Raw genomic sequence first — 25271 nt, forward strand, 5'->3', positions numbered from 1 at the left:
TGAGGTGTATATATGGCTAAAAAATCTTCATCAAGGTTACCAAAGAGGAAAGGAGAATATACCTATCGGGGCAAATCTGTGGATGAGCTCAAGGAATTGAGTATTGAGCAATTCGCCGAACTTCTTCCCGCAAGGGAAAGGAGGACCATTCGCCGTGGGCTTCCCGATGGGCATAAAAAAGTTCTGGAGAAATTCAGGGCTGGAAAGGATAGTGTGCGAACCCACCACAGGTCAATGATAATTTTCCCTGAAATGGTAGGTAAGCAAATTGCAGTTTACAACGGTAAAGAATTCGTAAGTGTAGATGTACAGCCTGAGATGGTAGGTCACAGGTTTGGAGAATTCGCACAGACAAGAGGCAGAGTTTCCCACGGAAGCGCTGGTGTTGGTGCAACCCGTTCCAGTAAATTCGTACCACTTAAGTAAGGTGATTGTTAATGGCAAGAATTGATTATTCAACGGAACTTGAGCCAGCAACAAGTGCCAGAGCTATGGGTTCAGAGTTACATATCTCTCCCAAGAAATCACGTGAACTCTGTCGCGAGCTTAAAGGAATGCGTACTACATCTGCAAAGAATTATCTTGGAGAGGTAATTGATTTCAAAAGGGCTGTACCATTCAGGAGGCACAATGACAGTCTTGGGCACAAGAAAGGTCCAATGGCAGCAGGTCGTTATCCTGTAAAAGTGGCTGCAGAAGTTCTCAAACTTTTAGAGAATGCTGAAAGCAATGCGGAATACAAGGGTCTTGATCCTTCTCACATGTACATAAACCATGTTTCTACAAAGAAAGGCAGGGTTATCCATGGAATGCGTCCCAGGGCTCGTGGAAGGGCTACCCCCAAGAATACGGAAACTGTAAATATCGAAATTATTCTGAGCGAGGTGCGCTAAAATGGCAGTAGAGAAGAAATTTGTTGAGGACGGCTATGTGAAAGCCTCACTTGACGAATATTTCGCAAACCAGCTGAGTCGGGCCGGTTATGGCGGCATGGAGATCAATCGAACCCCTATGGGGACACAGATTGTTGTTTATTCCGAAAAACCCGGTATGGTTATAGGTAAGGCCGGAAAGGTCATCCGCCGGCTCACAAGAGATGTCGGGCGCCTTTATAATCTTGATAACCCTCAGATTGATGCACAGGAAGTAAAGAGGCCAGAACTGAATGCCCAGATGATGGCAACACGGCTTGCTTCTTCCATTGAACGTGGCTGGTATTTCAGGAAAGCAGGTCACAATGCAATGCGTGCCATTATGAATTCCGGTGCTCTTGGGTGTGAAATAATCCTCTCCGGGAAGGTTACAGGTGCAAGGTCAAGGGTCGAGAAAATGGTAAATGGCTATATCAAACATGCAGGAAAACCTGTTGATGATATTGTGGACGAAGGGTTCGCAGTAGCCGTTAAAAAACTCGGTACAATTGGCTGTAAAGTGAGAATTATCCATCCGGGTGTTGTGTTGCCAGATTCCTACCACCTGAAAGAGGTTGTGGAAGAGGCAGTTGCAGAAGTTGCTCCTGAAGAAGCTGAAAGTGCGGGCGTGAAGAACTTGTGGAAGCAGAAGCAACCGGTGAAGTTGCAGAAGCTGAGGATGTTGAATCCACAGAAGAAGCAACAGAAGCAAAAGCTGCTGAAGAAGTACCTGAGGCAGAACCGGAAGTTAAAGCAGAATCTGAAGAAGTTGAATCAACCGAAGGCTCCGAAGAAAATGTTCCACAACCAGAAGATGAACAACTCCCAGGTGAGCAGCGCAGGCTTGTTGAAGGTGTATGGCAGCACAAGCATGAAGAACATGATTACTGGCATCCCATGGCACGTGTCCATAGGGGGGATAACTGATGGCAATCCTTCGTGTAAAGGAAATCAGGGATATGTCTCCCAATGAAAAAGTGGATGAACTTGAAAAACTCATGAATGAGCTTATCAAGGAACGTGCCCTTTCCTCTGCAGGTGGCGCGCCTGAAAATCCCGGTCGTATTAAGGAACTCAGAAGGACGATTGCGAGAATAAAAACCATCCAGAGGGAAATGAAGGAGATATAAATTGGATATATCACCCCAAAACCTGATCTATCACGAATTGATAGGACTGATGGTTGAGGTGGTTGAGTCTACCAATAAATATCTTGCAGGCATTAATGGGAAAGTAGTTGATGAGACACGGAACATGTTGGTAATCGAGGTAGAAGATATGTACGAAAAACAAGTACCAAAAAAAGGTTCCACATTTGTGTTTCATCTTCCAGTTGGTTCTGGATGTTCCCCGGCCACATCAGTAGAGGTCGGGGGCACCCTCTTGCTCTCACAACCCGAAAACAGGACCAAGAATATCAGGAAATTACGCATGAGGTAATAATCATGGCACGAAACATTGGATTGGATGTTCCTGAGCCTTCCGAAGAATGTGACGACGTAAATTGTCCTTTCCATGGCACTCTTCCCGTAAGGGGACAGGTGTTGTCTGGAAAGGTAGTCAGTGACAGTATGGACAGGACAGTTGTAATCCAGCGAAAATATGATAAATTCATCAATAAGTACCAGAGGTACGAGAAACGTCAGTCAAAGATACATGCTCATAATCCTCCTTGCATTGATGCAAAGGAAGGGGACATTGTAACAATAGCAGAATGCCGTCCCCTGAGCAAGACCAAAGCTTATGTAGTTGTTAAGGCGGAGGCACAGGTATGAAAGGAATGCGTTCCAGTGTTCCCAAATGCCTTAATGCCGGTGCACGTATCGACTGTGTCGACAATACCGGTGCAAGGACTGTGGAAATTATTTCTGTCAAGAAATACCGTGGTGTGAAAAACCGTCAGCCAAAAGCAGGTCTAGGCGATATGTGTGTTGTCTCTGTCAAGAAAGGAACTCCTGAAATGAGAAGACAGATCCTCCACGCAGTAGTTGTCAGGCAGAAAAAAGAATTCCGCAGGCCGGATGGAACCCGGGTTAGCTTTGAGGATAACGCAGTGGTAATTACAGATCCCACCGGTTTCCCCAAAGGAACAGACATTAAGGGTCCTATTGCCAGGGAAGTCGCAGAACGTTTCCCCAAGATAGGGACTACAGCATCAATGATTGTGTGAGGTAATCAATATGGTGTCAAAACAGCCAAGAAAACAGAGAAAGGCACGTGGCACTGCCCCTCTCCACGTCAAACAAAAATACATGAAGGCTCCTCTTTCCAAGGACCTGCGTTCCAAGTATGGACGCAACGCAACTGTAGCGGTAGGCGATACCGTGCAGGTAATGCGTGGTGACCATGCAGGAACAAAAGGATTGGTAGAAGGTGCTTCTCTAAAAAGTGGAATGATTGTGATGGAGGGTGTCTACGTCACCAAGGCAGATGGGACTGAAGTGCCCAGGCCACTTTATCCTTCAAATGTAATGATTACATCACTGGATTTGAAAGATAAGCAGAGAGAATCAAGATTACTAAAGAGCAGGTGATAGTGTGGGCAAACATCAAAAGAGAATATCTGTCCCGAAGAGCTGGCAGATATCCAAGAAATCTAGAAAATGGATAACCTCTACCAGGCCAGGCCCTCACAGCAAAGACCAGAGCGTACCTCTTGCCGTAGTGCTGCGTGATATGCTGGGCATAGTGGATAACAGGGCAGAGGCAAAAAGAGTCCTTTCCGAAGGGAAAGTTCTGGTTGACGGTGTAGTAAGGAAAGATGTTCGTTTCCCCGTAGGGATAATGGATATTATTACCATACCTTCCGATAACACTTCATACAGGGTTTTGCTTGATAGAATGGGAAGGCTTTCCCTCCAGAAAATGGAAGGTGTTGAGGAAAAGAAACTTTGCAGGATTGACGGAAAGACCTGCATAAAAGGTGGCAAGTTACAGCTTAATCTGGACGACGGGTCCAATGTGCTTGGATCAAACGATTACAACAGGAAGGATTCTGTAGTGATGTCCATTCCTGGTAAAGAGATCCTCAAGCACATCGAATACAAAGAAGGCAATCTTGCCCTTATTGTAGGCGGTAGCCACACCGGAGAGGTCGGGAAGATCGCTGAGATAAACACCGTTCTCAGTTCCAAGAGGAATACGGTCTCCATTTCAGGAGAAACCGATTTTGAAACAATTGAGGATTATGTTTTTGTAATTGGCGAAAACGAACCTGAAATTACAATGGGTGGTGAGCTGATTGACTAATCCCATGAAAAATCCCAGAGTTGACAAAGTAGTTGTCCATATGGGTGTAGGAGAGAGTGGTCAGCATCTTGTGGATGCAGAAGGAATATTGTCAACTATTACCGGACAGGGAGTTGTCAGATGTTATTCCAGAAGAACCATGCCTTCCTTTGGTATCAAAAAGCATGAACCAATAGGATGTAAAGTAACCCTCAGGGGAAAGAATGCAGAAGATTTTCTTTCAACGTCGATTGACATTATTGAGAAAAAACTTTCTGCTTCCCAGTTTGATAATGATGGAAACGTGGCTTTCGGAATCGAGGAGCACACTGATTTCCCTGGAATGAGATACGATCCGAATATCGGTATCTTTGGAATGGACATAAATGTCATAGTTAACCGTCCAGGTTACAGGGTCAAGAAAAGGCGTGCTTCAAAACATAAAATCTCCAGTTCACATAAAATAACAAAGGATGATTCAATTTCATTCTTCAAGGAGAAATATGCGGTGGAGGTCGTATAATGGTACAAACCAAGAAAAGTTTTGGACGTGGTGCCAGCGAGTGCAGAAGATGTGGTCGTAAGCAGGGATTGATCCGTAAATACGGCATCTACCTTTGCAGGCAGTGTTTCAGGGAAGTAGCCCATGAAATGGGTTTTGAAAAATATACATGAGGTGATTGATTATGGTATTATTAGATCCTCTTGCAGATGCTCTGTCGGTAATTAAGAATGCAGAATCCGTAGGTAAACAGGAATGTACCGTCAAACCTGCATCAAAACTGATTGGCAACGTCCTGAAAGTAATGAAAGAGTCCGGATATATCGGTGAATTTGAATTTGAAGATGACGGCAAAGCTGGTCTCTATAAGGTTGAACTTGCCGGAAGGATAAACAAATGTGGTGCTATCAAACCCAGACATTCAGTAGGTGCTGATAACCTCGAAAAATGGGAAAAGCAATTCCTTCCTGCAAGAAACTTCGGTACATTAATCCTCACGACTCCTGCTGGTGTAATCTCCCAGTACCAGGCACGTGAGCAAAATGTCGGAGGTCAGCTCCTTTCGTTTGTCTACTGAAGATAAGGGGAAGTTGATATGGTTAAAGAAACGAAAAAGGCAATCCCAATCCCTGAAGGTGTGACAGTTTCTTATGAAAATAAGGTGTTCACCGCCTCAGGAGAAAAAGGAACCAATACAAAGCGTCTCTGGTATCCCGGGATCACTATTACCGTTGATGAATCTGAAGTAACTGTGGATTGTCAGTCCGTAAGGAAAAGGCAAAAAGCAATGGTCGGAACCTATGCTTCTCACATAAGCAATCTTATGGATGGTGTTGTCAATGGTTTTGAGTATAAGATGAAAGTCGTTTACTCTCACTTTCCAATGCAGCTTAAAGTGGAAGGAGATAAATTGCTTATCAATAATTTCCTTGGTGAGAAAAGAGCAAGGGTTTCCAAGATAATTGGTGAAACCAAAGTCAAAACCAGCTCTGATGAAGTGACGATTACTGGCATCAACAGGGAAGATGTAGGACAAACTGCTTCCAATATGGAACAGATTACCCGCATCAAAGCTTTTGATCCCCGTGTATTCCAGGACGGATTATATCTTATTGAGAAGAGTTGAGATAGGTGGTCTTAATGGAAGAGAATACTGATTTAAAATGTGGGCTTTTCGAAGATGCCGAATGTAAAAGGCTTTTCAAGGCACGCAAAATGCAGAAAAGTAAAAAACCCACTTTCAAAAGAGCGGGTTCCCACAAATTCAAGCGTCTTGATTCTAACTGGAGACGTCCCAGAGGTTTACAGGGCAAACTGCGTAGACATTATGTTGCCAAGGGTTCTATCGCACAGGTAGGTTATGGAAGTCCCAAAACAGTAAAGGGATTACATCCATCCGGCTTTGAAGAGGTACTTGTGCACAATCCAGCTGATGTGGATGATATCGATGCCTCCATACAGGCAATCCGTATATCTGGTAAAGTCGGCGGCAGGAAAAGAGCTCTTATTGAATCCAAAGCGGATGAAATGGGTATAAAGATATTCAATCGCAAAGGAGGTCAGTGAGATGACAAACCTCACCAACCAGCGCAGGATTGCATCTAAAGTATTAGGATGCGGACTGAACCGTGTCTGGCTTGACCCCGAAGCATTGGAAGATATCGCTGCTGCGATTACAAGGGAAGATATTCGTGAACTTGTTGAAAGTGGTAATATTAAGTCTGCACCGGTAAAAGGTGTAAGTCGTGGCAGGGCTCGTGCCAGAGATGCCAAGAGGAAATATGGTCACAGAAAGGGCCATGGATCCAGGAAAGGTAAGAAAGGTGCAAGAAACCCTCGTAAAGAGCAATGGATGAAAAAGATCCGTGCACTTCGTCGCAGGCTCAAAGAACTTCGTGATGATGGTACACTCGACAGATCCACCTATTGTAAGGTTTACAGGAAAGCCAAAGGTGGGGAATACAGAAGTGTTGCTCATCTTGAAGCTCACCTTGATATCGGAAAAGATGAATGAGTATTGATTAAAATGAATTTACAAATTATATGTTGGAGGATAAATCATGGCAACAGGCCCCCGTTATAAAGTTCCTTTCAGAAGGCGAAGGGAAGGGCGTACTGATTATCACCAACGTCTGAGACTGCTCCTTTCAAAAGAAAATCGTCTTGTTGTTAGGAAAAGTATTAGGAATGTCAGGATACAGCTGATAATTCCAAATAATGAAGGAGACGAAACTCTTGTCTCCGCAATTTCAGGCGAATTGGGCAAATACGGTTATGAGGGATCTACCAGCAACACCACCGCGGCTTATCTTACAGGCTTGCTTTTTGGAAATAAAGCGCTTGCTGAAGGCTATGAAACAGGTGTTCTGGATATTGGATTACAATCTCCCTCTGCCGGTTGTAAAGTCTATGCAGCTCTTAAAGGTGTAGTGGATTCCGGTATGGATATCCCGCACAATCCTGCTGTATTCCCATCAGATGAGCGCATAAGTGGAGAACATGTGGCAGAATATCTTGAAGGATCAAATCTGCCAGAGGTTTTCGAGGCGACAAAAGAAAAGATCCTTTCGGATTTCAATTAAGGTGGTTATATGGCATATCAATATGAAGAAGATTGGGTTCCCCTCACAAGACTTGGCAGTCTGGTAGCTGAAGGACAGATAACTTCCATGGATGAAGCTATTGAGTCAGGTTTGCCGATCAGGGAGTCCAATATTGTGGATATACTGTTACCCGGTCTTGAAGATGAAGTACTTGATATTAACATGGTTCAGAGGATGACTGACTCTGGAAGACGTGTCAAGTTCAGGGCAACAGTTATTGTAGGAAATGGTGACGGGTATGTGGGTCTTGGTCAGGCCAAAGACGGACAGGTTGGACCTGCTATCCGCAAGGCAATTCGCAATGCCAAGATGAACATTACCCGTGTAAAACGTGGCTGTGGTTCCTGGGAATGTGGTTGTGGACTTCCACACACTGTTCCTTCAGAGGTGCATGGCAAAGCAGGCAGTGTTAATGTAGAACTCAAACCAGCTCCCAGGGGTCTTGGTCTTGCTGCAGGGGACACTGCAAGGAAAGTGCTTGAAAAGGCTGGCATCAAGGATGTCTGGACAAGGACTGAAGGTCAGACCAGAACTACCCTCAATTTTGCCAAAGCAACTTACAATGCTCTCAAGCATACCGGTACAATTAGGGAACCTCTCAAAATGGAATGTAAGGAGGCCTGAAAATGTATGCGGTTATAAGAATGCGTGGAAATGTTAATGTCAGGAAAACAATTGCTGATACATTAACCATGCTTCGCCTGAATCGTATAAATCACTGTGTGATACTCGATGAGACACCCAATAACAGTGGTATGATCCAGAAAGTGAAGGACTACGTGGCTTATGGTAAGATTGACGCACAAACCCTTGCCCAGATTCTTGCCAATCGTGGTAATATCGAAGGTGGTATCTCTCTTACCGATGAATACATTGCTGAAAATACAGATTTTGATTCGATTGCTTCTTTTGCAGAAGCCGTTTCCGAAGGTAAAGCCAGTTTTTCCGCAGTTCCAGGTCTGAAACCCGTATTCAGGTTGCATCCTCCAAGGAAAGGTCATTCAGGTATCAAGAGACCTACTCAAAATGGTGGGGTGCTTGGTAACCATGATGAAAACATCAATGTTCTTCTTAACAAGATGAGGTAAAATCATGGGTAAAAATCAAACAAAGAAGTATAGGGGTTCCAGGACCTGTGGTGGAGGTACTACCAAAAACAGACGTGGAGCTGGAAACCGTGGTGGACGTGGCAGATGTGGTGAAGTTAATCACCACTTTGTCCTTGCACTCCAGGGTGGTTACACCCACGGTAAGTATGGATTCAAACGTCCTTTAAAAGCAATAAGTGATATATCCATTGTAAATGTGGGTGAACTTGATGAACTTGCAGACCAGCTTGTAGTAGATGGTCTTGCAAATGTTGAGGATGGTGTCTATAAAATCAATCTTGCAGACCTGGAAATTGAAAAAGTTCTGGGCTCAGGAAAGGTTAACAAAAAAATGGAAATTACAGCATCCAGTTTTTCCGGATCTGCTCGATCAAAGATCGAGGAAGCCGGCGGATCGTGTGTTGCTATAGAAGAGTAATGTCTAAACGACATTACTCTTATTAATCTGTCCGATATATTTACATTTATATATTACAATATTGGAATCCGGCAAAAGGTGTAATTGATGAGTTTTAAGGAAAGTTTAGAACCGTTTTTTAGCAGGTTACCTGCTGTGTCAAGTCCGGAAGGGCATGTTCACTTCAAGAATAAACTGCTGTGGACTCTGGGGATCCTCATGCTGTACTTTGCTCTTGCAAATGTACCTCTGTTTGGGCTTTCCTCGGAATCCATTGACCTATTTGAACAATACAGAGCTTTCTTTGCTGGAGCTTCTGGTTCTTTGATGCTTCTTGGTATTGGGCCTATTGTTACTGCATCCATTGTTCTTCAGCTTCTCACCGGTGCAGATATTATAAAACTGGATATGTCAGATCCCCGGGATCAAGCTTTTTTCCAGGGTGCCCAAAAGTTTCTGGTATTCGTTATGATTGTACTTACTGCGCTGCCTCAGATTGTTGGGGGTTACATTCAGCCTGATGCAGGTATTGCCGCATCTCTGGGAGTGGGTCTGGGAGTAATTACATTCCTGATATTCCTCCAGATATGTGTGGGTGGAGTATTGCTCCTCTTTATGGACGAAATCGTTTCCAAATGGGGTATTGGATCCGGTGTAGGTCTTTTCATTGTTGCGGGTGTTTCGCAGCAGATTGTGACCGGTTTAATTAACTGGGTGCCCGATTCATCCGGATTACCTTCCGGTATTATTCCCAAATGGCTTTATATCATTCAGAATGTAGGAGCAGATTATCTTTTCTCCGGTGATGGTTTCATGTTTATCCTGATTCAGGGTGGAATATTGGCACTTATCACTACAGTTGCAATCTTCTTTTTGGTTGTATATGCAGAAAGTACCCGTATTGAAATTCCTCTTGCGCATAGTTCTGTGAAAGGGGCAAGAGGTCGTTTCCCTGTGAAACTGATCTATGCTTCAGTTTTGCCGATGATTCTTGTCAGAGCATTACAGGCAAACATACAGTTAATCGGTCTTATGCTTGCAGGGAGGGGTATTACAATTTTTGGAGAATACTCCGGTACCACCCCTATAAACGGGGTAATGTATTATCTGGCACCTATTAGCAGCCCTCATGACTGGATTCCTTCTTTAGTACAGGAAAGCTTTACAGGTTATGGTGTGGCTGCCCCTGAACTCTGGCAAATTGGTCTCCATGTACTTGTAGACGCATTCATGTTGATTGCTGGTGGTATCATCTTTGCATTGTTCTGGATAGAGACTACAGGAATGGGTGCCAAACCCACGGCCAGGAAAGTGTTTAATTCCGGTATGCAGATTCCAGGTTTCAGGAGAAATATTGGCAGTATTGAAAAGGTAATGGACCGCTATATCCCTCGGGTTACTATAATAGGTGGTGCATTTATCGGTGCTCTCACACTGGTTGCCAGTTTGCTTGGTACCATTGGCGGAGCAGGTGGTACAGGTCTTCTGTTGACTGTAAGTATTGTATATAGATTGTATGAGGATATAGCTTCTGAACAAATGATGGAAATGCATCCTATGATGCGGTCTTTCTTCGGACAGGAGTAATAACAGGAAGTAAAAATATGAATGTGGTGTTATTTGGGCCACCGGGTGCCGGAAAAGGTACCCAGGCCAAAGAACTTTCCAGATATTATGGTATCCCCCATATCTCTACGGGGGATATCCTCAGGGCCAATGTAAAGCAAGGAACCGAACTGGGCAAAAAGGCGGAGCATTACATGAACCGCGGGGAACTTGTGCCTGATGAAGTTCTGATTGGTATTATTAAGAATCGTCTGGCTGAACCTGATTGCAAGAAAGGTTATTTGCTAGATGGTTATCCCCGCACAATACCACAGGCTGATGCCCTGGGTGGTATTCTTGATGAAATCGGAATGCCACTGGATGTTGTGCTGAATATTGATGTTCCGGATGAAGAACTTGTAGGACGTCTTTCCGGTCGTTACATGTGTAAATGTGGCGAAAGTTATCATGTCGGGTTTAATCCTCCACAAAATGAAGGTGTATGTGATTCCTGTGGAGGACAATTGTACCAGCGTGATGATGATAAGGAAGAAGTCATTCGCCAGCGTTTGGAATCCTATAAGAATAAGACACAGCCATTGATAGATTATTATGCTAACAAGAAGTTAGTGGTGCATATCAATGGTGAAAAGGACATAAAAAGCGTCTTTGATGATATTCGCGTTGTCCTTGATAAATATGTGAATTGAATTAAATGAAAAATGTCGGTGATGGTTGCCTTGGAAAATGCAAAATTAAAACAGCTGCTTGAAAGATTTGTCATAGCTGTAGGTATATCTCTTATGCTTGGAATCGTTCTGATTGGCGAGGAAGGCAGGGAAATAATCGGATCGGTTGTGGGAATTATAATGAATCCAATCATTATGCTGGTTGGTGAAAGTAATTTCCATGTTATGCTTTTTATCATGGCTGCCATTACTGCTCTTTATGCCTCTCTTATCCAGAAATATACTATTGACTGGGAACTTATGCGCAGTACGCAGGAACGTATGAAATCTTTCCAGAAGGAGTATCGTGAAGCTCAATTGTCCCAGAACAATTACATGATCAATAAGCTGGATGAGCAGCGTAAGGAAATGATGTCTGACCAGATGGAAATGTCCAAGCAGCAGTTCAAGCCAATGGCCTATATTAGTATTATATCCCTGCCCCTTTTCATGTGGGCCTATCACTACATAAGTGAACATGGTAGTGCTGTACTTACCTTCCCGTTCATGGGTGAGACTCTTTTAACAACTCCTATAATCGGACCTATACAGTACTGGATATTCTGGTATTTTATCACTTCTCTGGCTATCAGTCAGGTTGTACGAAAGGCTCTGGATATCGGTGGCGTGTGAATGCTTCTTACGATAAGCGGTCTCCCGGGCAGTGGAACCACCACCGTATCCCGGATACTCGCCTCACATTATGACATCGAAATGATTTCAGCAGGTGACGTTTTCCGCAATCTTGCCAAAGAACATTCCATGAGTCTGGGTGAATTCGGAAACTTGCCGAATCCGATCCTGCAATAGACAGGATGATTGACGAGAGGCAGCAAGATATTGCTTTAAGCCGGGATAACATTATTCTGGAGGGCAGGCTTGCCGGTCATATGGCAGGCGATGAAGCATTGTGTATATGGCTCAAAGCATCCCGAAGGGTCCGTGTTGAACGTATTGTTGGGCGTGAAGGTTCTTCTTTTGAAGCAAAACTTAACGAAACAATAGAAAGGGAATCTTCCGAAGCTTTGAGATATCGCGAAATTTATGATATAGATATAAATGACCTTTCAATCTATGATCTGGTGATCGAGTCAAACCGCTGGAACCAATACCAGATATGTGATATACTAAAGGTTGCAATTGATAATCTGGGTGGGTTTTTTAACGAATAATATTAATGTTGATTGCGATTTAACCCGACAAAAGGAATATATTCTCAAGGGAAATGCTCATACAGATCCGGCTTATGGTTTTCCTCCTCTTAAGCGTCCTCTCTCTTTTTACATCAGGATGGGAGTGGTAAACCTTGACAAACCCGCCGGGCCCACAAGTCATGAGGTCACTGCTTGGGTCAGGGATATGCTTGAACTTCCCAGAGCAGGCCATTCAGGCTCACTGGATCCTCGGGTGACAGGGGTCTTGCCGATTATGCTGGGTAAGGCAACAAAAGCTGTCTCCGCACTTCGTCTCTCAGCCAAGGAATATATCTGCCTCATGCGCCTCCATGAAAATATTCCTGAAGAACGTGTACGGAAGGTCTGCGACGAATTTACCGGCCCTATATACCAGACCCCTCCTGTAGTATCGGCTGTCAAGCGTGCTGTCAGGATACGCAATATCTATTCCCTGGATGTGCTGGAAGTTGAAGACAATCTTGTACTTTTCAGGGTTAGATGTGAGGCAGGCACCTATATACGCAAACTCTGTCATGACATCGGGCTTGTGATTGGCTGTGGGGCCCATATGCAACAACTCAGGAGGGTTGGCACAGGACCATTTGATGAATCATCACTTGTCACTCTGCATGACCTGAAAGACGCTTTTGTGTTCTGGCAGGAAAATGGTAATGAAGAGCACTTGCGTCGTATTATCAGGCCAATGGAGGAAGCCCTTGTACACCTGCCGCACATCACAATCCGTGATTCCGCCGTAAGTGCGATTTGTCATGGAGCCGCACTTACAGTACCGGGTATCGTCGGTCTCGATTCGGATGTCCAAAAAGAGGGGCATGTGGCCGTTTTTAGTTTGAAGGGTGAAGTTGTTGCTCTTGCAAAAGCATCAATGGATTCATCTGAAATCCTGGATTTATCCAGCGGAATTGCTGCTATCACCGAAAGAGTAATAATGGATGCCGATGTTTATCCGAGTCGCTGGAATACAAAACGTGTGCAGCGTACATGAAATCATATTTGCTGAGGTAGTCTAGCGGTACGGCGCAAGCCTGGAAAGCTTGTGGGGCTTGACCCCTCGGGAGTTCGAATCTCCCCCTCAGCGTCTCTCTATTTTTAACTAAGTGTAAGAGTTAATAGGAATTACCTGCAGAAAGTTACCTTTGGTTTATGTATCTGTTTTTAGCTTCTTTTATTACATTGATTGCTTTTTCCAGACTTTTCCATCCGATTATCTCCACATCTTTATTTTCTAAATTTTTATACGTCTCAAAAAAATGGGTAATTTCTTTTAACAGATGGGGTGGCACTTGATCAATCGTTTCTATGTGTATCCACAGGGGGTCACTTTCCGGAACACATAGTATCTTTTCATCTCTGCCTTTATCGTCCATCATATCAAACAATGCGACAGGGTGCACGTCTATCAAACAACCGGGGAAGGTAGGTTCCCATGTTAATACCAATGCATCTAAAGGATCCCCGTCAAGGGCGAGAGTGTCGGGAAAGAAACCATAATCACAGGGATAAACCATTGAAGAAAAAAGCATCCTGTCAAACTTTATCATTTCTTTTTCCTTATCATATTCATATTTATTTCGACTTCCCTTTGGAATTTCAATAAGCACACTTTCAACTTGTCTTTCAGCCATCTTGACACCCTGTTTGATTATATTTGCCCTATTCTATTTCACCGTGGTGCATAATTTCAGTTATTTATATACATATTGGTACAGGTCTCAATGTTACACCTGTTATTCAGATGGAGATTCCTGATGGCTGTAATCCAATCACAAAATCTTTAACTCCATAATTCCATTCTTTTTTTATGAGTGGGGAGGTCAAGTGGTACCGTGCTAATGCAGAGGAGACCTTTTCTCTTCTTGAAAGCAATAAGGAAGGTTTAAGCGAAGATGAAGCGTCTTTTCGATTATCTACTTATGGGTACAATGAAGTAGAGGTGAAAAAGAAACATGGTCCACTGTATCTTTTTGCCAGGCAATTTGCAAGCCCATTGATCTATGTGTTAATCGCTGCTGCAATAGTCACGTTCTTCTTAAAGGAATATGTGGATACTGCTGTAATTGGTGGAGTGGTCCTGGCCAATGCAATAATTGGTTTTGTGCAGGAAAAAAAGGCTGAAAACGCTCTGGAATCCCTTGCCAGGATGATGCGTCCAGAAGCTACTGTACTGCGCAACGGACAGCGTAAAGTCATCCCCAGTCGAGAACTGGTAGCAGGGGATGTGGTGCTCTTTGATGCCGGTGCAAGGGTGCCTGCCGATGTAAGGCTTTTCCAGACCAAGAACCTGCGTATCGATGAATCAGCTCTTACCGGTGAATCCATGGCTGTTGAAAAGAAAACCACAGCCATTTTCGGTGAGGACGTACCACTTGCAGACCAGAAAAATATGGCATTCGCTGCCACTCTTGTAACGCAGGGTGTTGGATCTGGTGTGGTGGTGGCAACCGGTCCTCGGACTGAGATTGGCAAGATCTCAGAACTTATCAAGGAATCGGAAAGTCTTTCCACTCCCCTGATACGCACCATAAATCATTTGGGTAAATTACTTTTTGTTGTCATCCTTTTTGTTTCAGTCCTGACATTTATTATTGGACGCCTGCAGGGCTTTGAGAACCTGGAAATCTTCCTGGCTTCAGTGAGTCTTGCAGTTGCGGCCATTCCTGAAGGTTTGCCAGCTCTTATCACCATATCACTGGCCATTGGGGTAAAATCCATGGCCTCAAAAAATGCTATCATAAGAAACCTGCCTTCTGTGGAAACACTGGGATCAGCCACTGTCATATGCTCCGATAAGACAGGCACCCTGACAATGAATCAAATGACCGTAACAACCATATATACTTCTGAAGGCTGGTTTGAGGTTACAGGTGAAGGTTATTCTCCCAAAGGGGATTTTGCCAGTGAAGGCGTGCAAATTTCCCCTTATGATTATGGTTCCCTGATGGAGACTCTTAAAGCAGGTTCCCTGTGTAACGATGCGTATCTGCGTGAAAAAGGAGGTGTGGTTGGTGATCCCACAGAAGGGGCACTGTTGGTATCCGCTTTGAAAGCATCGTCTTTCCATATGCCCCGTATTGATTCACTGCCCTTTGAATCCGAAAAACGATTTATGGCCACCCTCCATGAAAAGGATGGAAATACCAATATAATTTTTGTAAAAGGTTCGCCTGAAACAATAATCAGGATGTGCTCCGCAAAGTATGGGGATAATGAGGTTTTTGATCCGACCGAAATACTTGAAGCTGCTTCAAACATGGCATCAGAAGGCCTGCGGGTTATTGCCATGGCATACCGGGAAGTGAAATCTGACAGGAAAGAAGTGGAGGAAGAGGACATTGATGACCTTGTTTTCCTGGGACTGCAGGGAATGCGTGATCCTCCCCGGGAAGAGGTCAGGGAAGCTATTAAAAAATGCAAGACAGCCGGTATCCGTGTGATCATGATTACGGGGGATCATGGACTCACAGGTCACAGTATAGCAAACCAACTAGGGATATCCACAGAAGGTGTACTTACAGGTTCAGAACTTGACAGCATGTCGGATGAGCACCTGCATGAAAAATTAAAACATGTATCTGTTTTTGCCCGTACCTCCCCGGAAGACAAATCCCGTATTGTCAGATTGCTGCAGGAGCAGGGAGAGGTTGTGGCCGTCACAGGTGACGGAATAAATGATGCACCAGCCCTCAAAAGGGCAGATATAGGGGTTGCAATGGGCAAATCCGGTACTGAGGTTGCCAAGGAAGCCTCTGACATGGTGCTTGCAGATGATAATTTTGCTTCCATTGTAAATGCTGTGGAGGAAGGCAGGGACGTTTATGACAAAATCCAAAAAGTTATTTTATGGACACTGCCCACCAATGCCGCCGAGGGACTTGCTGTAATGGGTGCGGTGCTACTGGGAATTACCAATCCTCCTCTATTGCCTCTACATATATTGTGGATTAATACTGTAACAGCAATCGGTTTGGGTGTACCGATTGTCTTTGAACCGAAAGAATCCCTGTTGTTGAGAAGACATCCACGTCCGCCAGATGAGCCTCTTTTACTGCCGGTTATCAAGCAAAGAATCGTTCTAGTTGCCTTGCTGATGGTAACAGCAACATTCTTGTTGTTCTTCTTTGAAATCAATGACCAGAAAACCACAGTAGCTACAGCACAGACTATTGCGTTGAATACCATCGTATTCTTTGAGATCTTCTACCTTTTCAGTTCAAAATCCATTTATGAAAATGTATTTGGCCGGCTATTTTCCAATATGGCAATGTTGGTCGGGGTGGTTGTGATCATTCTGCTACAGTTGTTGATAACCTATAACCCGTTGATTAATAGTGTCCTTGACACAACACCTTTAAGGTTGGTTGACTGGGTAATTATAGTAATAATCGCCAGTTCTGTGTTCTTTGTGATCGAAACCGAAAAGATGCTGCGTAAACGTCAGAAAAGCAAAATTACCCGTTAAGGAAAGCATCAAGTCTTTCCATTCCTTTTTCTATATTTCCTAAACTGTTGGCATACGAGAATCTCACATGGCCTTCTCCACCGGATCCAAAGTCGATTCCAGGTGTGATGGCCACTCCGGTTTCTTCCAGAATCTGCCTGCTGAATTCAAGTGCATTCCCGGTAAACTTACTTGCATCAGCCAGAATATAGAAGGCACTATTGGGGGTGTATTTAACGCCAAACCCGATACTTTTGAGTTTTTCCAGCATGTAAACACGACGTTTGTCATAGGTCTCAACCATTGATTTCACATGATCCTGTGGGCCGGTAAGGGCTGCCACACCGGCGTGCTGGACAAAATTATTGGCACATATGAAAAAATTCTGCTGCATCTTCTGGATCAACCGGACCATGTTAGGGGGCATGATCATGTACCCCAGTCTCCAGCCGGTCATACAGTACTTCTTGGAAAAACCATTGAGTACGATTGCATTATCCGTGTATTCCAGTATGCTGTGATCCTTGGCATCTCCATAAACAAGACCCTGATAAATCTCATCGGATATTATAGGAATGTCACCTGCCATATCAGCAATTGCCTGCATCTCTTTTGCAGGCATCAGGCAACCTGCGGGGTTGGAGGGGCTATTCATAAGAATAGCAGCTGTATTAGCATCAATATTTGTAGAAAGGTTATCAGAATTCAGGCAATAGCCTTCTTCCTCTTTTGTAGGAACCAGGACTGCTTTGCCTCCAATGGCTTTGACGAAATTGGGATAACATGCATAATGAGGATTTGACATCGCTACCTTCATCCCTTCATCAACAAGCGCCATGAAACTCAACATAAGGGCCGGGCTGGTGCCTGAAGTGACTACTACCTGTGAAGGGTCGATATCAAGGTTAAAACGTGTGTTGTAATCTTCAGTGATTGCCTCTCTTAGTTCGGGAATCCCCTGACTATGTGTGTAAGTTGTATTGCAGCCATCCAGGGCATTGTGGGCAGCTTCACATATATGGGGAGCAGTGGGGAAATCCGGTTCTCCAATCTCCAGATGAATAATACTTTTACCCTCTGCTTCGAGCTGCTGGGCCCTCTCCAGTACCTCCATAACGTAAAAAGGTGGTATGTCTGCTACTTTCTGGGATATCATGGTAATGATATGCGCTGTATTTGTTATTTAAATCTGACTTTTAGGTAAAAATAAAAAACAAGGGTAAATATTATTTGTGCACAATGAAAACAACCAGCATAAATGATACATTGGAATTTTTATATTAGAAAGAACATACATTTGCCTATTAAATGTTTTCTGATAATACCAATTACATTGAAACCAATGTCAGCACTGATTTATTCGATTTATGGGAAGACAACATTGCTATCCTTTCACTGGACGGCATGATTGTTTACACGAATCCAAGCTGGAAAAACTTCGCTCAGGAAAATAATTTGGATCCTGCAGAATGCAGTGAAGGAACCAATTATCTGCAGATATGCGATGAAGCGACTGGCGATAATTCGGATGAAGCACCTGTTGTATCTAAAGGAATAAGGGATGTAATACAGGGAAATAAATCCATCTATAAAATTGAGTATCCATGCCACAGTCCTGATGAAAAACGCTGGTTTTTGCTGAAAGTCACGCTGCTTTCAAAGACCTATCCTACGAATGTTTTTTTACAGCATATAAATATCACCGAGAGGAAAGAAGCAGAATTATCTTCAAAGGAAACACAAAACCAGTTAAAACAGGCACAATCCATCGGTAATATGGGGAGCTGGCAATTCAACTTCAGTACTGGTAAAATACCCCTTTCTGAAGAGGCTTACAAAATATATGGACTTGATATCGCTAAAGTATATACCATCAAAGAAGTTCAAAAAATACCTCTTTCTGAATACAGACCGATGCTGGACGGGGCTCTGAATAAACTTGTGAGTGGAGAAAGTAATTACGACGTGAGTTCAAGATTCAACGGCCAAACGATGGTTGCATTAGAGACATACATTCTGTTGCAGAGTATGACTCACAAAAAAATACTGTCACAGGTATTATTCAGGATATTACTGCACAGAAAAAACATGAACAAAAAATAAAGTTGTTCAAAACCATTTTTGATAAAGCAAATTATGGAAATGTAATTACTGATTTTGATGGAAATTTCAAGTATATAAACGATTGTTTTGCAAAAATTCATGGGTTTGAACCTGAAGAACTAATCGGGCAAAATTTGTCTATTTTTCATAATGAAGAACAGATGACAGATGTAAGCAGTATTAATAAATCATTATTGGAAGATGGCTACTATACCAATGTTGAAGTCTGGCATACTCACAGAAATGGCACAACTTTTCCAATGTTGATGACTGGTATAGTTATAGAAGATGAACAAAATAATCCTCTATTTTTATCTGCCACAGCTATTGATATTACTGAAATGAAAGATAAAGAATACAAATTGCGTGAAAGTGAAGCCAAATTCAGAAGTTACATTGACAATGCTCCGACTGGGGTTTTTGTTGCTGATGAGAATGGAAATTATGCTGAAGTCAATCAAGCAGCCTGTGATATTACGGGTTATTCCCGGGAAGAACTTTTATCAAAAAACCTTATCGATCTCATATCTCCTGATGATCGGGAAAAAGCAATCAAGTCCTTTGAATCAGTAAACAGAACAGGATATACCAATGAGGATGTCCATTTTGTAAAAAAAGATGGTAACAGGCGTATCTGGAATGTAAATGCAGTGAAACTTTCAGATACTCGGTTCCTAGGATTTGTAAGAGATATTACTGATCGCAAAAAATTAGAAAATGCCCTTTTGGAGAGTAAACTTGTGGCTGAAGAAGCAAGCAAGACCAAATCCGAATTCCTCGCAAACATGAGCCACGAACTCCGCACCCCTCTTAATTCAATTATCGGTTTTTCACAGGTACTTTCAGATGAAAATTTGGTGACCTTAATGAAAGGCAATCCAAATACATATTTAATGTTCTCAAAGGAGGACAACATCTTCTGGAACTGGTTAATAATATCCTTGATATTTCAAAAGTGGAATCTGGCAATATGGATTATAATCCTGAAGTCCTCAATGTTCCAGATACGATCGAGGATACTATTGTACTGGTACAGTCGATGGCAAAAAAGAAGTCCATTGAAATGAAACACTCTCTTGAGCCTGAGAATCTTGAAATGCAGATAGACAGGATGAAGTTCAAAGAGATCATGTATAATCTGCTGAGCAATGCAATAAAATTCACACCGCAAAAGGGTGAAGTAGAAGTCACTTCCAAAGTTGTTGATAATAAAGTACAAATAGATGTTTCTGATACGGGTATCGGTATTCCGGAAGAAAAATATGAGGAAATTTTTGACCCGTTCACGCAAGCAGATTTTTCTTCAACTCGTAAGTTTGGAGGAACTGGCCTGGGACTTGCCCTTGTGAAAAAATATGTAGAAATGCATGGCGGGGATATCACTTTAAAGAGTGAAGTCGGGGTTGGCAGTACTTTTACTATTACAATCCCCATTACGTAAAATGATCATTCTTAACCCTTTTTTTCGGCAATGCCATTGAATTCCCTGGCATCCTCGCGTGCTGCATAACATATCTGTTCCCTGAGATCAGGGATTGCGGAAAGGACCCTTGTCCAGTCAGGCAACAGTACATCATCGGCTGTATCAAGATACTCGTCCCCTGCCTTCATGATAACCTTTGAGAACATGTCCACATAGGTTTCTTCTTCATGCCGACTAAAGTTGAGGTCATTGATAAGAGCATCAGTATAATATTTTCTTATAAGGTCCTGTCCTCTTCGCTTATATTTTACCTGTATGCTATGCAACAGTGAATGGGATATAGGAGTACTTGATGATTCGGTTACTATACGCAGAAATGTCGTGAAAATATCACCCGTCATCTTGCAGAGCCCTTCCGTGCGATCTTTTACCTAATTTTTTGTGTTTATGATCATAAAATCCAAGGTCTGTCTGGCATACTCTCTTGAAAGTGGCATTGCGATAGACTTCTGCAAGCAATCCGACTTCAAGTCCCCAATCTGACGGAATTCTTATGTTAAGTGCAAGATCGCTTGTCATTGCAAATTCGCCGGAGAGGGTGTAGCGGAAAGCCCTGAAATAGTCCAGAATCTCTGAGTCACATCGCAGTTCTTTGTGCAGGGTATCCATCAGGGGCTGGACAAAAAGACGGTAAACACGTCCATGCATAGTTTTTTTGTCCAGGTTTACCCTTGCATAATAACCTTTGTTGAAAAAGAAATTCAGATCGCGACTGACTATGGGGTAAAGAAGCTTTAACGGAATGGCAGATGTGTAATTGACAATATCCGCATCATGCAGAGCAATTGCATAGGAATTCAGGCTGGCAACACCCAGTCCCAACCAGACATCCATGCCTTTACCCCTGAACCCTGTAAGGTCAAGATCAATCTCTTTCATCTCATCAATGATTTTTTGGATTCTTTTGCCATTACACCATATGAGCATATGGTCGGTTTTTAACTGGCTGAAAAATTGTGCAGCTTTTACATATTGTTCTTTATTATCAGCTGCCATCGGAATAATTATCTGTTTAACACAGTCGCATTTGTTTAATGCTTCCACAATTTGCTGGAGGGGACGGTTTTCGACTTCTTCATATAATATAGGGATGATCAGGCAAGCAGGTCGTTTTTGTTCAAGTTGCTTGATTTTATCTTCAAGTTTATTGACATCAATGCAAAAATCATGTATTGTAGTAATATCCTCCTGATGAAAATCCATTTAATACCCCCGTTTATGGATGATGTTTTGTACTATGAATATATTTTTATGATCCTGATTCTCTCCCCCTATAAAGTCGAATCAGTGATTGAAAGTCTATTCATAATTTCATTTTTGCTCTATATAATGGAGCAAAAATTTATAGTTTTCTATTTACCTGCAATCTACTGCAAGAAAGGCGCAGAATATAAATTTGCCAGTCATATCACGTCAATATCTCAGAAAGGTATGATAATAGACTGCATTGGGTATGGTTCTACAAGGATTGTGGTTGTATATTTTATAAAGTTGAACTTTCGTAATGTCCTTTTTGGATGATTATATGTAATAGATAATAAGTATTTTATACTTCGAATAACCTTATATTTGTACTTATACTTTATATATGGCGTGGTCAGGAGCATACTATAAATGGAAGGAATGGCGGCAGAAAAATGGTTTCAGCTTGGTTTTCATGCCGAATATCCTGAAGACAAGATTCGTTGCTACTCACGCGTTCTCGAAGTGGAAAAAGATTCTCTGATCTGGGATAACGAAGCGATTGCTCTTGTATGGACGAATAAAGGTATAGCTCACAGTGACCTGACAGAATATCAGGAAGCCATCCGTTGTTTTGATAATGCTCTTGAACTTAATGGGAATAATCCTGATATCTGGTACAATAGAGGCATAGTCTATTCCTAGTTGAAATAGCCAGAAAAAGCGATTGAATGCTTTGACATGTCCACCAAGATTGATCCAGATTATGATAATGCATGGCTGAATAAAGGCATGATGTTGTGTACTATGGAGAAATATGATGAAGCCCTTATTTGTTATGAACATATAAACGTCAGGGAAAATGATTCTGCTGAAAAGAAAACTATTTTGTGGAACTGTAGGGGTGTATCACATTTCTTAAAAGGGGCATATGATGAAGCAACACGATGTTTTTCTCATGTATTAAATCTTGATCCTGAATGTGAAGAAGCAAAAAATTACCTGAAAAAAGCAATATCCCTGCTTAATCAGCAAAAAAACAAACATCCAATTACTAAGGACCCATTATTTGTGTTTAATTTTATATATGTGAAGTCCCAATATCTCTACGATCATACTACCAATTTATGAAGAGGGATGGAAATACTTGGTAATTTAAAAAACTCCATACGTCATTCTGTATTGCCATTTGCATCCAGAATCCCCCTTTCCCCCGATACCATCACATATCTTGGGCTTTTTGTAAGTTTTCTGGCAGCTTTTGAATTCGCAAAAGGCGATCTTTTATATGGTGCCCTTTTTTTAATTCTAGGAGGGGTACTTGATGTTTTGGACGGGGCCGTTGCACGTGTCAGTGGTACAACATCGGCTTTTGGAGGGGTACTTGATTCGGTATGTGATCGTTATGCAGATGCTATTGTTTTTGCAGGCTTGATTTATGGTTTTGTAAACAACACAATCCAGGGGAGCGGATTTTTTATAGAAGGGTGGATTTGGTGTATGTTTGCAATGATCGGTTCATATCTTGTCAGTTACACACGCGCCCGTGCTGAAGCGGCAGGTGCATCCAAACTTGATATAGGGGTGGCAGAAAGGTCAGAAAGAATTATAATTCTGATCATCGGCGCACTTACAGGTTTCCTTCTGCAGGCACTTGCACTTATTGCAATCCTGACCCATATTACTTTTATACAGCGGGTAATGGGGGCAAAACAGCGCCTATAGAAGAGATTATATAACAAATCATTTATGTCTAGGTTGGATTACATTACAATCATAGCTGAGGATTATTATGCTATATGAGGCAGAAGTCACTATCAATCTAAAAGCCGGTATGCTGGACCCTGAAGGAACTACCATCAAGCGTGCTCTGGGACACCTGGGCTATAATACAGAGAGTGTTAAAAGCACCAAAAGGTATGTCATTGAACTTAAAGCAGAATCTGAAGAAAATGCCCGTGACCTTGTTGACCAAATGTGCCAGAAATTGATTGCAAATCCTATAATTCATGATTACTCGATTGACCTGAGGGAAATAGAATGACTGTTGCCATCATACAGTTCGGTGGAAGCAATTGTGATAATGATGTCCTGCATGTCTTGCAGGATGTACTTGGAATTGATGCCGAACTTGTCTGGTATAAAGAGGAAAAACTCGATGAATATGAGGCCGCTGTAATCCCGGGTGGCTTTTCATATGGTGACTATCTGAGATCAGGTGCTATTGCTTCAAGGACGCCTATTATGGATGCTGTGAGAAAACTGGCTGACGATGGCAAACCAGTGATGGGAATATGTAATGGTTTCCAGATACTTACTGAATCAGGTCTGCTGGATGGAGCCCTTACAACAAACAGTTATCCCAAGTTCAAATGTGAATGGTCGTACCTGAGGGTGGAAAATACGAATACGCCCTTTACTTCAATGTATGACGAGGGTCAGATAATCCGCATCCCGATTGCCCATAAGGATGGCAAATTCTACCATGATGATGCATCCCTGCAGCAGCTGGAGGAGAACAATCAGGTTGTATTCAGATATGTAGATGAAAACGGCAAGCCTACCGAAGCTGTCAACCCAAACGGTTCACGTAATAACATTGCAGGCATCACAAATAAAACCGGCAATGTACTGGGTATGATGCCCCATCCCGAACGAGCATCGGAGACAATTATAGGTTCTGATGATGGTCTTTTGATGTTTAAGTCGATGATTGAATCTGGCCGGAAATAATCATCTGCTTCCTTTTAGTTTTGCAGCGGTTTTCCAGGAATGCCTGACAAAATCGGGTAAATTCCCATTTTTATCCATCCACTCCTGAAGGAATTTTTTGGTTTTGGGGTCTGATGGATAACCGCTTCCAAAATCTTCATTGATAGATGTTTTGATATTTCCTATAAGCTCGTCTCTTCTGACTTTTGCAATAATGGATGCTGCAGATACTATCGGGTATATATCATCGGCACGATGCTCGGATACGATTTCCGGCTTTTTTTCTCCTTCATGTTTCTTTTCATATGCAGCAAGAAGTCTCTTGCCGAACCTTTCTGCGTTTACATCCGCAGCATCTACATATGCCAGATCGGGTTTCAGGTTTTCGATGACACTAGAAAACCCTCTTATCATGATATCATTCATGCTCATTATGTTGCGTAGCTCATCTATCTGGCAGGCTTCTATTTCCTGAATAAATATCCCATCTGCATATTTACGTATCTGGCGGGCGAGATTTTCCCTTTTTTTGGGAGACAGTTTTTTTGAGTCAGCCACACCCAGATTCTTCAGGGCATTTATGTTTGATTCATCCATAATAACGCCGGCAACACACATTGGTCCGATTACCGGTCCTTTGCCAGCTTCATCGATTCCTGCAATTTTCATAGTTGTCCTCATCTTCAGATAAATAAGGTAAAGATAACATAAGCAATTGTCATCATTACGATTGAATGTTTCAATCCGGCAAGGACTTTTCCTTCACCCATTGCTCCTGCCATCAGGCCGGAACTCAGTCCCTGTATCAGACAGGCATGTTTGAACAATCTTGTATACTCATCCAGGTTAAAACTTGAAAGGAAACTTCCCTGTGTTCCCGAAGCAGCCATTTTCGCACCTGCAGATGCCATTTCTGTCAGGAATGTGGTGGATATTACATAGATCACACCCACAAAAACAAGAAAAGCAATGTAGATAATTACTATATAAATCATCATACTCATTGAACGTTCCCGTTTCATATCCTGTTCAGATGATGCATCACGGGATGCTACAAGTAATACCTGGCCTATATCTCCACTGGACTCATTGGCCTTGGTAATAAGGGTAAATGACCTTGCCACAACCTGAGTC

General features: G+C 42.6%; 37 protein-coding genes, 1 tRNA gene and 2 pseudogenes. 34 read left to right on the plus strand and 6 right to left on the minus strand.

Annotation, left to right across the window (positions count from 1 at the left end; all coding sequences use genetic code 11):
* The first annotated feature begins 12 nt into the window (after window positions 1-12).
* From C9889_RS09175 to C9889_RS09295, 25 genes and pseudogenes are all read left to right on the plus strand, one after another.
* Complete coding sequence (locus C9889_RS09175; RefSeq protein ID WP_072360001.1) at window positions 13-426, plus strand: 30S ribosomal protein S19; 414 nt, start codon at window positions 13-15, stop codon at window positions 424-426.
* Window positions 427-437: 11 nt separating this feature from the next.
* Complete coding sequence (locus C9889_RS09180) at window positions 438-893, plus strand: 50S ribosomal protein L22 (protein WP_129599012.1); 456 nt, start codon at window positions 438-440, stop codon at window positions 891-893.
* Between the two features lies 1 nt (window position 894).
* Window positions 895-1838, plus strand: a pseudogene (locus tag C9889_RS09185) (30S ribosomal protein S3).
* Complete coding sequence (gene rpmC, locus C9889_RS09190; RefSeq protein ID WP_072359995.1) at window positions 1838-2041, plus strand: 50S ribosomal protein L29; 204 nt, start codon at window positions 1838-1840, stop codon at window positions 2039-2041. Before C9889_RS09185 ends, rpmC begins: the two are co-directional and overlap by 1 nt.
* A gap of 1 nt (window position 2042) precedes the next feature.
* A complete protein-coding gene (gene rnp1 / locus C9889_RS09195) occupies window positions 2043-2351 on the plus strand; it encodes a ribonuclease P protein component 1 (RefSeq protein WP_129599015.1) in 309 nt (102 codons plus the stop codon).
* A gap of 5 nt (window positions 2352-2356) precedes the next feature.
* The gene (locus C9889_RS09200) at window positions 2357-2686 is read left to right on the plus strand and encodes a 30S ribosomal protein S17 (RefSeq protein WP_072359991.1); all 330 of its coding nucleotides are present in this window, start codon (window positions 2357-2359) and stop codon (window positions 2684-2686) included.
* On the plus strand, window positions 2683-3081 hold the full coding sequence (locus C9889_RS09205) for a 50S ribosomal protein L14 (protein ID WP_013037797.1): 399 nt from the start codon (window positions 2683-2685) through the stop codon (window positions 3079-3081). The genes C9889_RS09200 and C9889_RS09205 overlap by 4 nt, the downstream gene beginning before the upstream one ends.
* A gap of 10 nt (window positions 3082-3091) precedes the next feature.
* Complete coding sequence (gene rplX / locus C9889_RS09210; protein WP_072359990.1) at window positions 3092-3445, plus strand: 50S ribosomal protein L24; 354 nt, start codon at window positions 3092-3094, stop codon at window positions 3443-3445.
* 4 nt (window positions 3446-3449) lie between these two features.
* Window positions 3450-4160 (plus strand): 30S ribosomal protein S4e, encoded by a 711-nt coding sequence (locus C9889_RS09215; protein WP_129599018.1) that lies wholly within the window; start codon window positions 3450-3452, stop codon window positions 4158-4160.
* Window positions 4161-4164: 4 nt separating this feature from the next.
* Window positions 4165-4662, plus strand: a complete 498-nt coding sequence (locus C9889_RS09220) for a 50S ribosomal protein L5 (RefSeq protein WP_129599543.1) — start codon at window positions 4165-4167, stop codon at window positions 4660-4662.
* Window positions 4662-4814, plus strand: a complete 153-nt coding sequence (locus tag C9889_RS09225) for a 30S ribosomal protein S14 (protein ID WP_129599021.1) — start codon at window positions 4662-4664, stop codon at window positions 4812-4814. The genes C9889_RS09220 and C9889_RS09225 overlap by 1 nt, the downstream gene beginning before the upstream one ends.
* 11 nt (window positions 4815-4825) lie before the next feature.
* Window positions 4826-5218 carry a 30S ribosomal protein S8 gene (locus tag C9889_RS09230; protein ID WP_013037792.1) on the plus strand — a complete coding sequence of 131 codons (393 nt, stop codon included), beginning with the start codon at window positions 4826-4828 and terminating at the stop codon, window positions 5216-5218.
* Between the two features lie 18 nt (window positions 5219-5236).
* On the plus strand, window positions 5237-5767 hold the full coding sequence (locus C9889_RS09235) for a 50S ribosomal protein L6 (protein WP_129599024.1): 531 nt from the start codon (window positions 5237-5239) through the stop codon (window positions 5765-5767).
* 14 nt (window positions 5768-5781) lie between these two features.
* A complete protein-coding gene (locus C9889_RS09240; protein WP_129599027.1) occupies window positions 5782-6207 on the plus strand; it encodes a 50S ribosomal protein L32e in 426 nt (141 codons plus the stop codon).
* Window position 6208: 1 nt separating this feature from the next.
* Window positions 6209-6655 carry a 50S ribosomal protein L19e gene (locus C9889_RS09245; protein ID WP_129599030.1) on the plus strand — a complete coding sequence of 149 codons (447 nt, stop codon included), beginning with the start codon at window positions 6209-6211 and terminating at the stop codon, window positions 6653-6655.
* 46 nt (window positions 6656-6701) lie between these two features.
* The gene (locus tag C9889_RS09250; protein WP_129599033.1) at window positions 6702-7223 is read left to right on the plus strand and encodes a 50S ribosomal protein L18; all 522 of its coding nucleotides are present in this window, start codon (window positions 6702-6704) and stop codon (window positions 7221-7223) included.
* A 9-nt stretch (window positions 7224-7232) separates the two neighbouring features.
* A complete protein-coding gene (locus tag C9889_RS09255) occupies window positions 7233-7868 on the plus strand; it encodes a 30S ribosomal protein S5 (RefSeq protein WP_129599035.1) in 636 nt (211 codons plus the stop codon).
* A gap of 2 nt (window positions 7869-7870) precedes the next feature.
* Window positions 7871-8332 (plus strand): 50S ribosomal protein L30, encoded by a 462-nt coding sequence (locus tag C9889_RS09260; RefSeq protein WP_129599038.1) that lies wholly within the window; start codon window positions 7871-7873, stop codon window positions 8330-8332.
* Between the two features lie 4 nt (window positions 8333-8336).
* On the plus strand, window positions 8337-8771 hold the full coding sequence (locus tag C9889_RS09265; protein ID WP_129599040.1) for an uL15m family ribosomal protein: 435 nt from the start codon (window positions 8337-8339) through the stop codon (window positions 8769-8771).
* Between the two features lie 87 nt (window positions 8772-8858).
* Complete coding sequence (gene secY / locus C9889_RS09270; RefSeq protein WP_129599043.1) at window positions 8859-10337, plus strand: preprotein translocase subunit SecY; 1479 nt, start codon at window positions 8859-8861, stop codon at window positions 10335-10337.
* A 17-nt stretch (window positions 10338-10354) separates the two neighbouring features.
* Window positions 10355-11005 (plus strand): adenylate kinase, encoded by a 651-nt coding sequence (locus tag C9889_RS09275; RefSeq protein ID WP_129599045.1) that lies wholly within the window; start codon window positions 10355-10357, stop codon window positions 11003-11005.
* Between the two features lie 12 nt (window positions 11006-11017).
* Entirely contained in the window at window positions 11018-11656 is a 639-nt protein-coding gene (locus C9889_RS09280; protein WP_129599047.1) for a DUF106 domain-containing protein, read from the plus strand.
* Window positions 11657-12195, plus strand: a pseudogene (gene cmk / locus C9889_RS09285) ((d)CMP kinase).
* The gene (locus C9889_RS09290) at window positions 12176-13204 is read left to right on the plus strand and encodes an RNA-guided pseudouridylation complex pseudouridine synthase subunit Cbf5 (RefSeq protein ID WP_129599545.1); all 1029 of its coding nucleotides are present in this window, start codon (window positions 12176-12178) and stop codon (window positions 13202-13204) included. Before cmk ends, C9889_RS09290 begins: the two are co-directional and overlap by 20 nt.
* A gap of 10 nt (window positions 13205-13214) precedes the next feature.
* Window positions 13215-13297: transfer RNA gene (locus C9889_RS09295), tRNA-Ser, on the plus strand.
* A gap of 52 nt (window positions 13298-13349) precedes the next feature.
* Here C9889_RS09295 and C9889_RS09300 read toward each other — a convergent pair.
* Window positions 13350-13844, minus strand: a complete 495-nt coding sequence (locus C9889_RS09300) for an inorganic diphosphatase (RefSeq protein ID WP_123135954.1) — start codon at window positions 13842-13844, stop codon at window positions 13350-13352.
* 176 nt (window positions 13845-14020) lie between these two features.
* On the opposite strand from C9889_RS09300, the gene C9889_RS09305 reads away from it, so the two are divergent.
* The gene (locus C9889_RS09305; protein ID WP_129599049.1) at window positions 14021-16678 is read left to right on the plus strand and encodes a cation-translocating P-type ATPase; all 2658 of its coding nucleotides are present in this window, start codon (window positions 14021-14023) and stop codon (window positions 16676-16678) included.
* On the opposite strand, the gene C9889_RS09310 is transcribed toward C9889_RS09305, so the two are convergent.
* Window positions 16668-17813 (minus strand): pyridoxal phosphate-dependent aminotransferase, encoded by a 1146-nt coding sequence (locus tag C9889_RS09310; RefSeq protein WP_129599051.1) that lies wholly within the window; start codon window positions 17811-17813, stop codon window positions 16668-16670. The two genes, C9889_RS09305 and C9889_RS09310, sit on opposite strands and share 11 nt — an antisense overlap.
* Before the next feature lie 152 nt (window positions 17814-17965).
* Between C9889_RS09310 and C9889_RS09315 the strand changes: the two genes are divergently transcribed.
* The 3 genes from C9889_RS09315 to C9889_RS09325 are packed head-to-tail and all read left to right on the plus strand — an operon-like array spanning window position 17966 to window position 20201.
* Window positions 17966-18760, plus strand: coding sequence for a hypothetical protein (locus C9889_RS09315; RefSeq protein ID WP_129599053.1), 795 nt, complete (start codon window positions 17966-17968; stop codon window positions 18758-18760).
* A gap of 2 nt (window positions 18761-18762) precedes the next feature.
* Window positions 18763-19827 carry a PAS domain-containing protein gene (locus tag C9889_RS09320; RefSeq protein ID WP_164999327.1) on the plus strand — a complete coding sequence of 355 codons (1065 nt, stop codon included), beginning with the start codon at window positions 18763-18765 and terminating at the stop codon, window positions 19825-19827.
* Window positions 19800-20201 carry a sensor histidine kinase gene (locus tag C9889_RS09325; RefSeq protein WP_164999328.1) on the plus strand — a complete coding sequence of 134 codons (402 nt, stop codon included), beginning with the start codon at window positions 19800-19802 and terminating at the stop codon, window positions 20199-20201. The genes C9889_RS09320 and C9889_RS09325 overlap by 28 nt, the downstream gene beginning before the upstream one ends.
* An 11-nt stretch (window positions 20202-20212) precedes the next feature.
* Here the strand turns inward: C9889_RS09325 and C9889_RS10580 are convergent, their stop codons facing one another.
* Together C9889_RS10580 and C9889_RS09330 are read right to left on the minus strand one after the other, a co-directional pair.
* On the minus strand, window positions 20213-20584 hold the full coding sequence (locus C9889_RS10580) for a hypothetical protein (protein WP_225420061.1): 372 nt from the start codon (window positions 20582-20584) through the stop codon (window positions 20213-20215).
* Complete coding sequence (locus C9889_RS09330) at window positions 20574-21446, minus strand: glycosyltransferase family protein (protein WP_225420062.1); 873 nt, start codon at window positions 21444-21446, stop codon at window positions 20574-20576. Before C9889_RS09330 ends, C9889_RS10580 begins: the two co-directional genes overlap by 11 nt.
* Window positions 21447-21857: 411 nt before the next feature.
* On the opposite strand from C9889_RS09330, the gene C9889_RS09335 reads away from it, so the two are divergent.
* The 5 genes from C9889_RS09335 to purQ all read left to right on the plus strand — a co-directional run bounded on the left by C9889_RS09335 (window position 21858) and on the right by purQ (window position 24158).
* Window positions 21858-22130, plus strand: a complete 273-nt coding sequence (locus C9889_RS09335) for a tetratricopeptide repeat protein (protein WP_072561693.1) — start codon at window positions 21858-21860, stop codon at window positions 22128-22130.
* A gap of 36 nt (window positions 22131-22166) precedes the next feature.
* Entirely contained in the window at window positions 22167-22556 is a 390-nt protein-coding gene (locus C9889_RS09340; protein WP_129599059.1) for a tetratricopeptide repeat protein, read from the plus strand.
* Window positions 22557-22562: 6 nt separating this feature from the next.
* Window positions 22563-23150: a CDP-alcohol phosphatidyltransferase family protein gene (locus C9889_RS09345; protein ID WP_191985833.1), complete on the plus strand. Its 588-nt coding sequence runs from the start codon at window positions 22563-22565 to the stop codon at window positions 23148-23150.
* A gap of 67 nt (window positions 23151-23217) precedes the next feature.
* Window positions 23218-23469 carry a phosphoribosylformylglycinamidine synthase subunit PurS gene (purS, locus tag C9889_RS09350; RefSeq protein WP_129599061.1) on the plus strand — a complete coding sequence of 84 codons (252 nt, stop codon included), beginning with the start codon at window positions 23218-23220 and terminating at the stop codon, window positions 23467-23469.
* Window positions 23466-24158 (plus strand): phosphoribosylformylglycinamidine synthase I, encoded by a 693-nt coding sequence (purQ, locus tag C9889_RS09355; protein ID WP_129599063.1) that lies wholly within the window; start codon window positions 23466-23468, stop codon window positions 24156-24158. Before purS ends, purQ begins: the two co-directional genes overlap by 4 nt.
* On the opposite strand, the gene rnhB is transcribed toward purQ, so the two are convergent.
* Both rnhB and C9889_RS10585 read right to left on the minus strand, forming a co-directional pair.
* On the minus strand, window positions 24159-24806 hold the full coding sequence (rnhB, locus tag C9889_RS09360; RefSeq protein WP_129599065.1) for a ribonuclease HII: 648 nt from the start codon (window positions 24804-24806) through the stop codon (window positions 24159-24161).
* Window positions 24807-24820: 14 nt separating this feature from the next.
* Window positions 24821-25261, minus strand: a complete 441-nt coding sequence (locus C9889_RS10585; protein WP_225420063.1) for a type II secretion system F family protein — start codon at window positions 25259-25261, stop codon at window positions 24821-24823.
* Window positions 25262-25271 lie beyond the last annotated feature (10 nt).

The organism is Methanohalophilus profundi (assembly GCF_004137855.1).
In the GTDB taxonomy this organism is placed as follows: domain Archaea; phylum Halobacteriota; class Methanosarcinia; order Methanosarcinales; family Methanosarcinaceae; genus Methanohalophilus; species Methanohalophilus profundi.

Bases quoted from the DNA above. Each gene is read 5' to 3' on its own strand.
- C9889_RS09240 (WP_129599027.1), top strand. From the start codon at position 5,782: ATGGAAGAGAATACTGATTTAAAATGTGGGCTTTTCGAAGATGCCGAA.
- secY (WP_129599043.1), top strand. From the start codon at position 8,859: ATGAGTTTTAAGGAAAGTTTAGAACCGTTTTTTAGCAGGTTACCTGCT.
- C9889_RS09325 (WP_164999328.1), top strand. From the start codon at position 19,800: ATGGCAAAAAAGAAGTCCATTGAAATGAAACACTCTCTTGAGCCTGAG.
- C9889_RS09300 (WP_123135954.1), bottom strand. From the start codon at position 13,844: ATGGCTGAAAGACAAGTTGAAAGTGTGCTTATTGAAATTCCAAAGGGA.
- C9889_RS09235 (WP_129599024.1), top strand. From the start codon at position 5,237: ATGGTTAAAGAAACGAAAAAGGCAATCCCAATCCCTGAAGGTGTGACA.
- rpmC (WP_072359995.1), top strand. From the start codon at position 1,838: ATGGCAATCCTTCGTGTAAAGGAAATCAGGGATATGTCTCCCAATGAA.
- C9889_RS09335 (WP_072561693.1), top strand. From the start codon at position 21,858: ATGGAAGGAATGGCGGCAGAAAAATGGTTTCAGCTTGGTTTTCATGCC.
- C9889_RS09315 (WP_129599053.1), top strand. From the start codon at position 17,966: ATGTTTTCTGATAATACCAATTACATTGAAACCAATGTCAGCACTGAT.
- C9889_RS09245 (WP_129599030.1), top strand. From the start codon at position 6,209: ATGACAAACCTCACCAACCAGCGCAGGATTGCATCTAAAGTATTAGGA.
- C9889_RS09330 (WP_225420062.1), bottom strand. From the start codon at position 21,446: ATGGATTTTCATCAGGAGGATATTACTACAATACATGATTTTTGCATT.
- purQ (WP_129599063.1), top strand. From the start codon at position 23,466: ATGACTGTTGCCATCATACAGTTCGGTGGAAGCAATTGTGATAATGAT.
- C9889_RS09275 (WP_129599045.1), top strand. From the start codon at position 10,355: ATGAATGTGGTGTTATTTGGGCCACCGGGTGCCGGAAAAGGTACCCAG.
- C9889_RS09310 (WP_129599051.1), bottom strand. From the start codon at position 17,813: ATGATATCCCAGAAAGTAGCAGACATACCACCTTTTTACGTTATGGAG.
- C9889_RS09265 (WP_129599040.1), top strand. From the start codon at position 8,337: ATGGGTAAAAATCAAACAAAGAAGTATAGGGGTTCCAGGACCTGTGGT.
- C9889_RS09180 (WP_129599012.1), top strand. From the start codon at position 438: ATGGCAAGAATTGATTATTCAACGGAACTTGAGCCAGCAACAAGTGCC.
- C9889_RS09175 (WP_072360001.1), top strand. From the start codon at position 13: ATGGCTAAAAAATCTTCATCAAGGTTACCAAAGAGGAAAGGAGAATAT.
- C9889_RS09230 (WP_013037792.1), top strand. From the start codon at position 4,826: ATGGTATTATTAGATCCTCTTGCAGATGCTCTGTCGGTAATTAAGAAT.
- C9889_RS09250 (WP_129599033.1), top strand. From the start codon at position 6,702: ATGGCAACAGGCCCCCGTTATAAAGTTCCTTTCAGAAGGCGAAGGGAA.
- C9889_RS09280 (WP_129599047.1), top strand. From the start codon at position 11,018: ATGTCGGTGATGGTTGCCTTGGAAAATGCAAAATTAAAACAGCTGCTT.
- purS (WP_129599061.1), top strand. From the start codon at position 23,218: ATGCTATATGAGGCAGAAGTCACTATCAATCTAAAAGCCGGTATGCTG.
- C9889_RS09200 (WP_072359991.1), top strand. From the start codon at position 2,357: ATGGCACGAAACATTGGATTGGATGTTCCTGAGCCTTCCGAAGAATGT.
- C9889_RS09305 (WP_129599049.1), top strand. From the start codon at position 14,021: ATGAGTGGGGAGGTCAAGTGGTACCGTGCTAATGCAGAGGAGACCTTT.
- rnhB (WP_129599065.1), bottom strand. From the start codon at position 24,806: ATGAAAATTGCAGGAATCGATGAAGCTGGCAAAGGACCGGTAATCGGA.
- C9889_RS09260 (WP_129599038.1), top strand. From the start codon at position 7,871: ATGTATGCGGTTATAAGAATGCGTGGAAATGTTAATGTCAGGAAAACA.
- rplX (WP_072359990.1), top strand. From the start codon at position 3,092: ATGGTGTCAAAACAGCCAAGAAAACAGAGAAAGGCACGTGGCACTGCC.
- C9889_RS09345 (WP_191985833.1), top strand. From the start codon at position 22,563: ATGGAAATACTTGGTAATTTAAAAAACTCCATACGTCATTCTGTATTG.
- C9889_RS09340 (WP_129599059.1), top strand. From the start codon at position 22,167: ATGTCCACCAAGATTGATCCAGATTATGATAATGCATGGCTGAATAAA.
- C9889_RS09225 (WP_129599021.1), top strand. From the start codon at position 4,662: ATGGTACAAACCAAGAAAAGTTTTGGACGTGGTGCCAGCGAGTGCAGA.
- C9889_RS09255 (WP_129599035.1), top strand. From the start codon at position 7,233: ATGGCATATCAATATGAAGAAGATTGGGTTCCCCTCACAAGACTTGGC.
- C9889_RS09220 (WP_129599543.1), top strand. From the start codon at position 4,165: ATGAAAAATCCCAGAGTTGACAAAGTAGTTGTCCATATGGGTGTAGGA.
- C9889_RS10580 (WP_225420061.1), bottom strand. From the start codon at position 20,584: ATGACGGGTGATATTTTCACGACATTTCTGCGTATAGTAACCGAATCA.
- C9889_RS09205 (WP_013037797.1), top strand. From the start codon at position 2,683: ATGAAAGGAATGCGTTCCAGTGTTCCCAAATGCCTTAATGCCGGTGCA.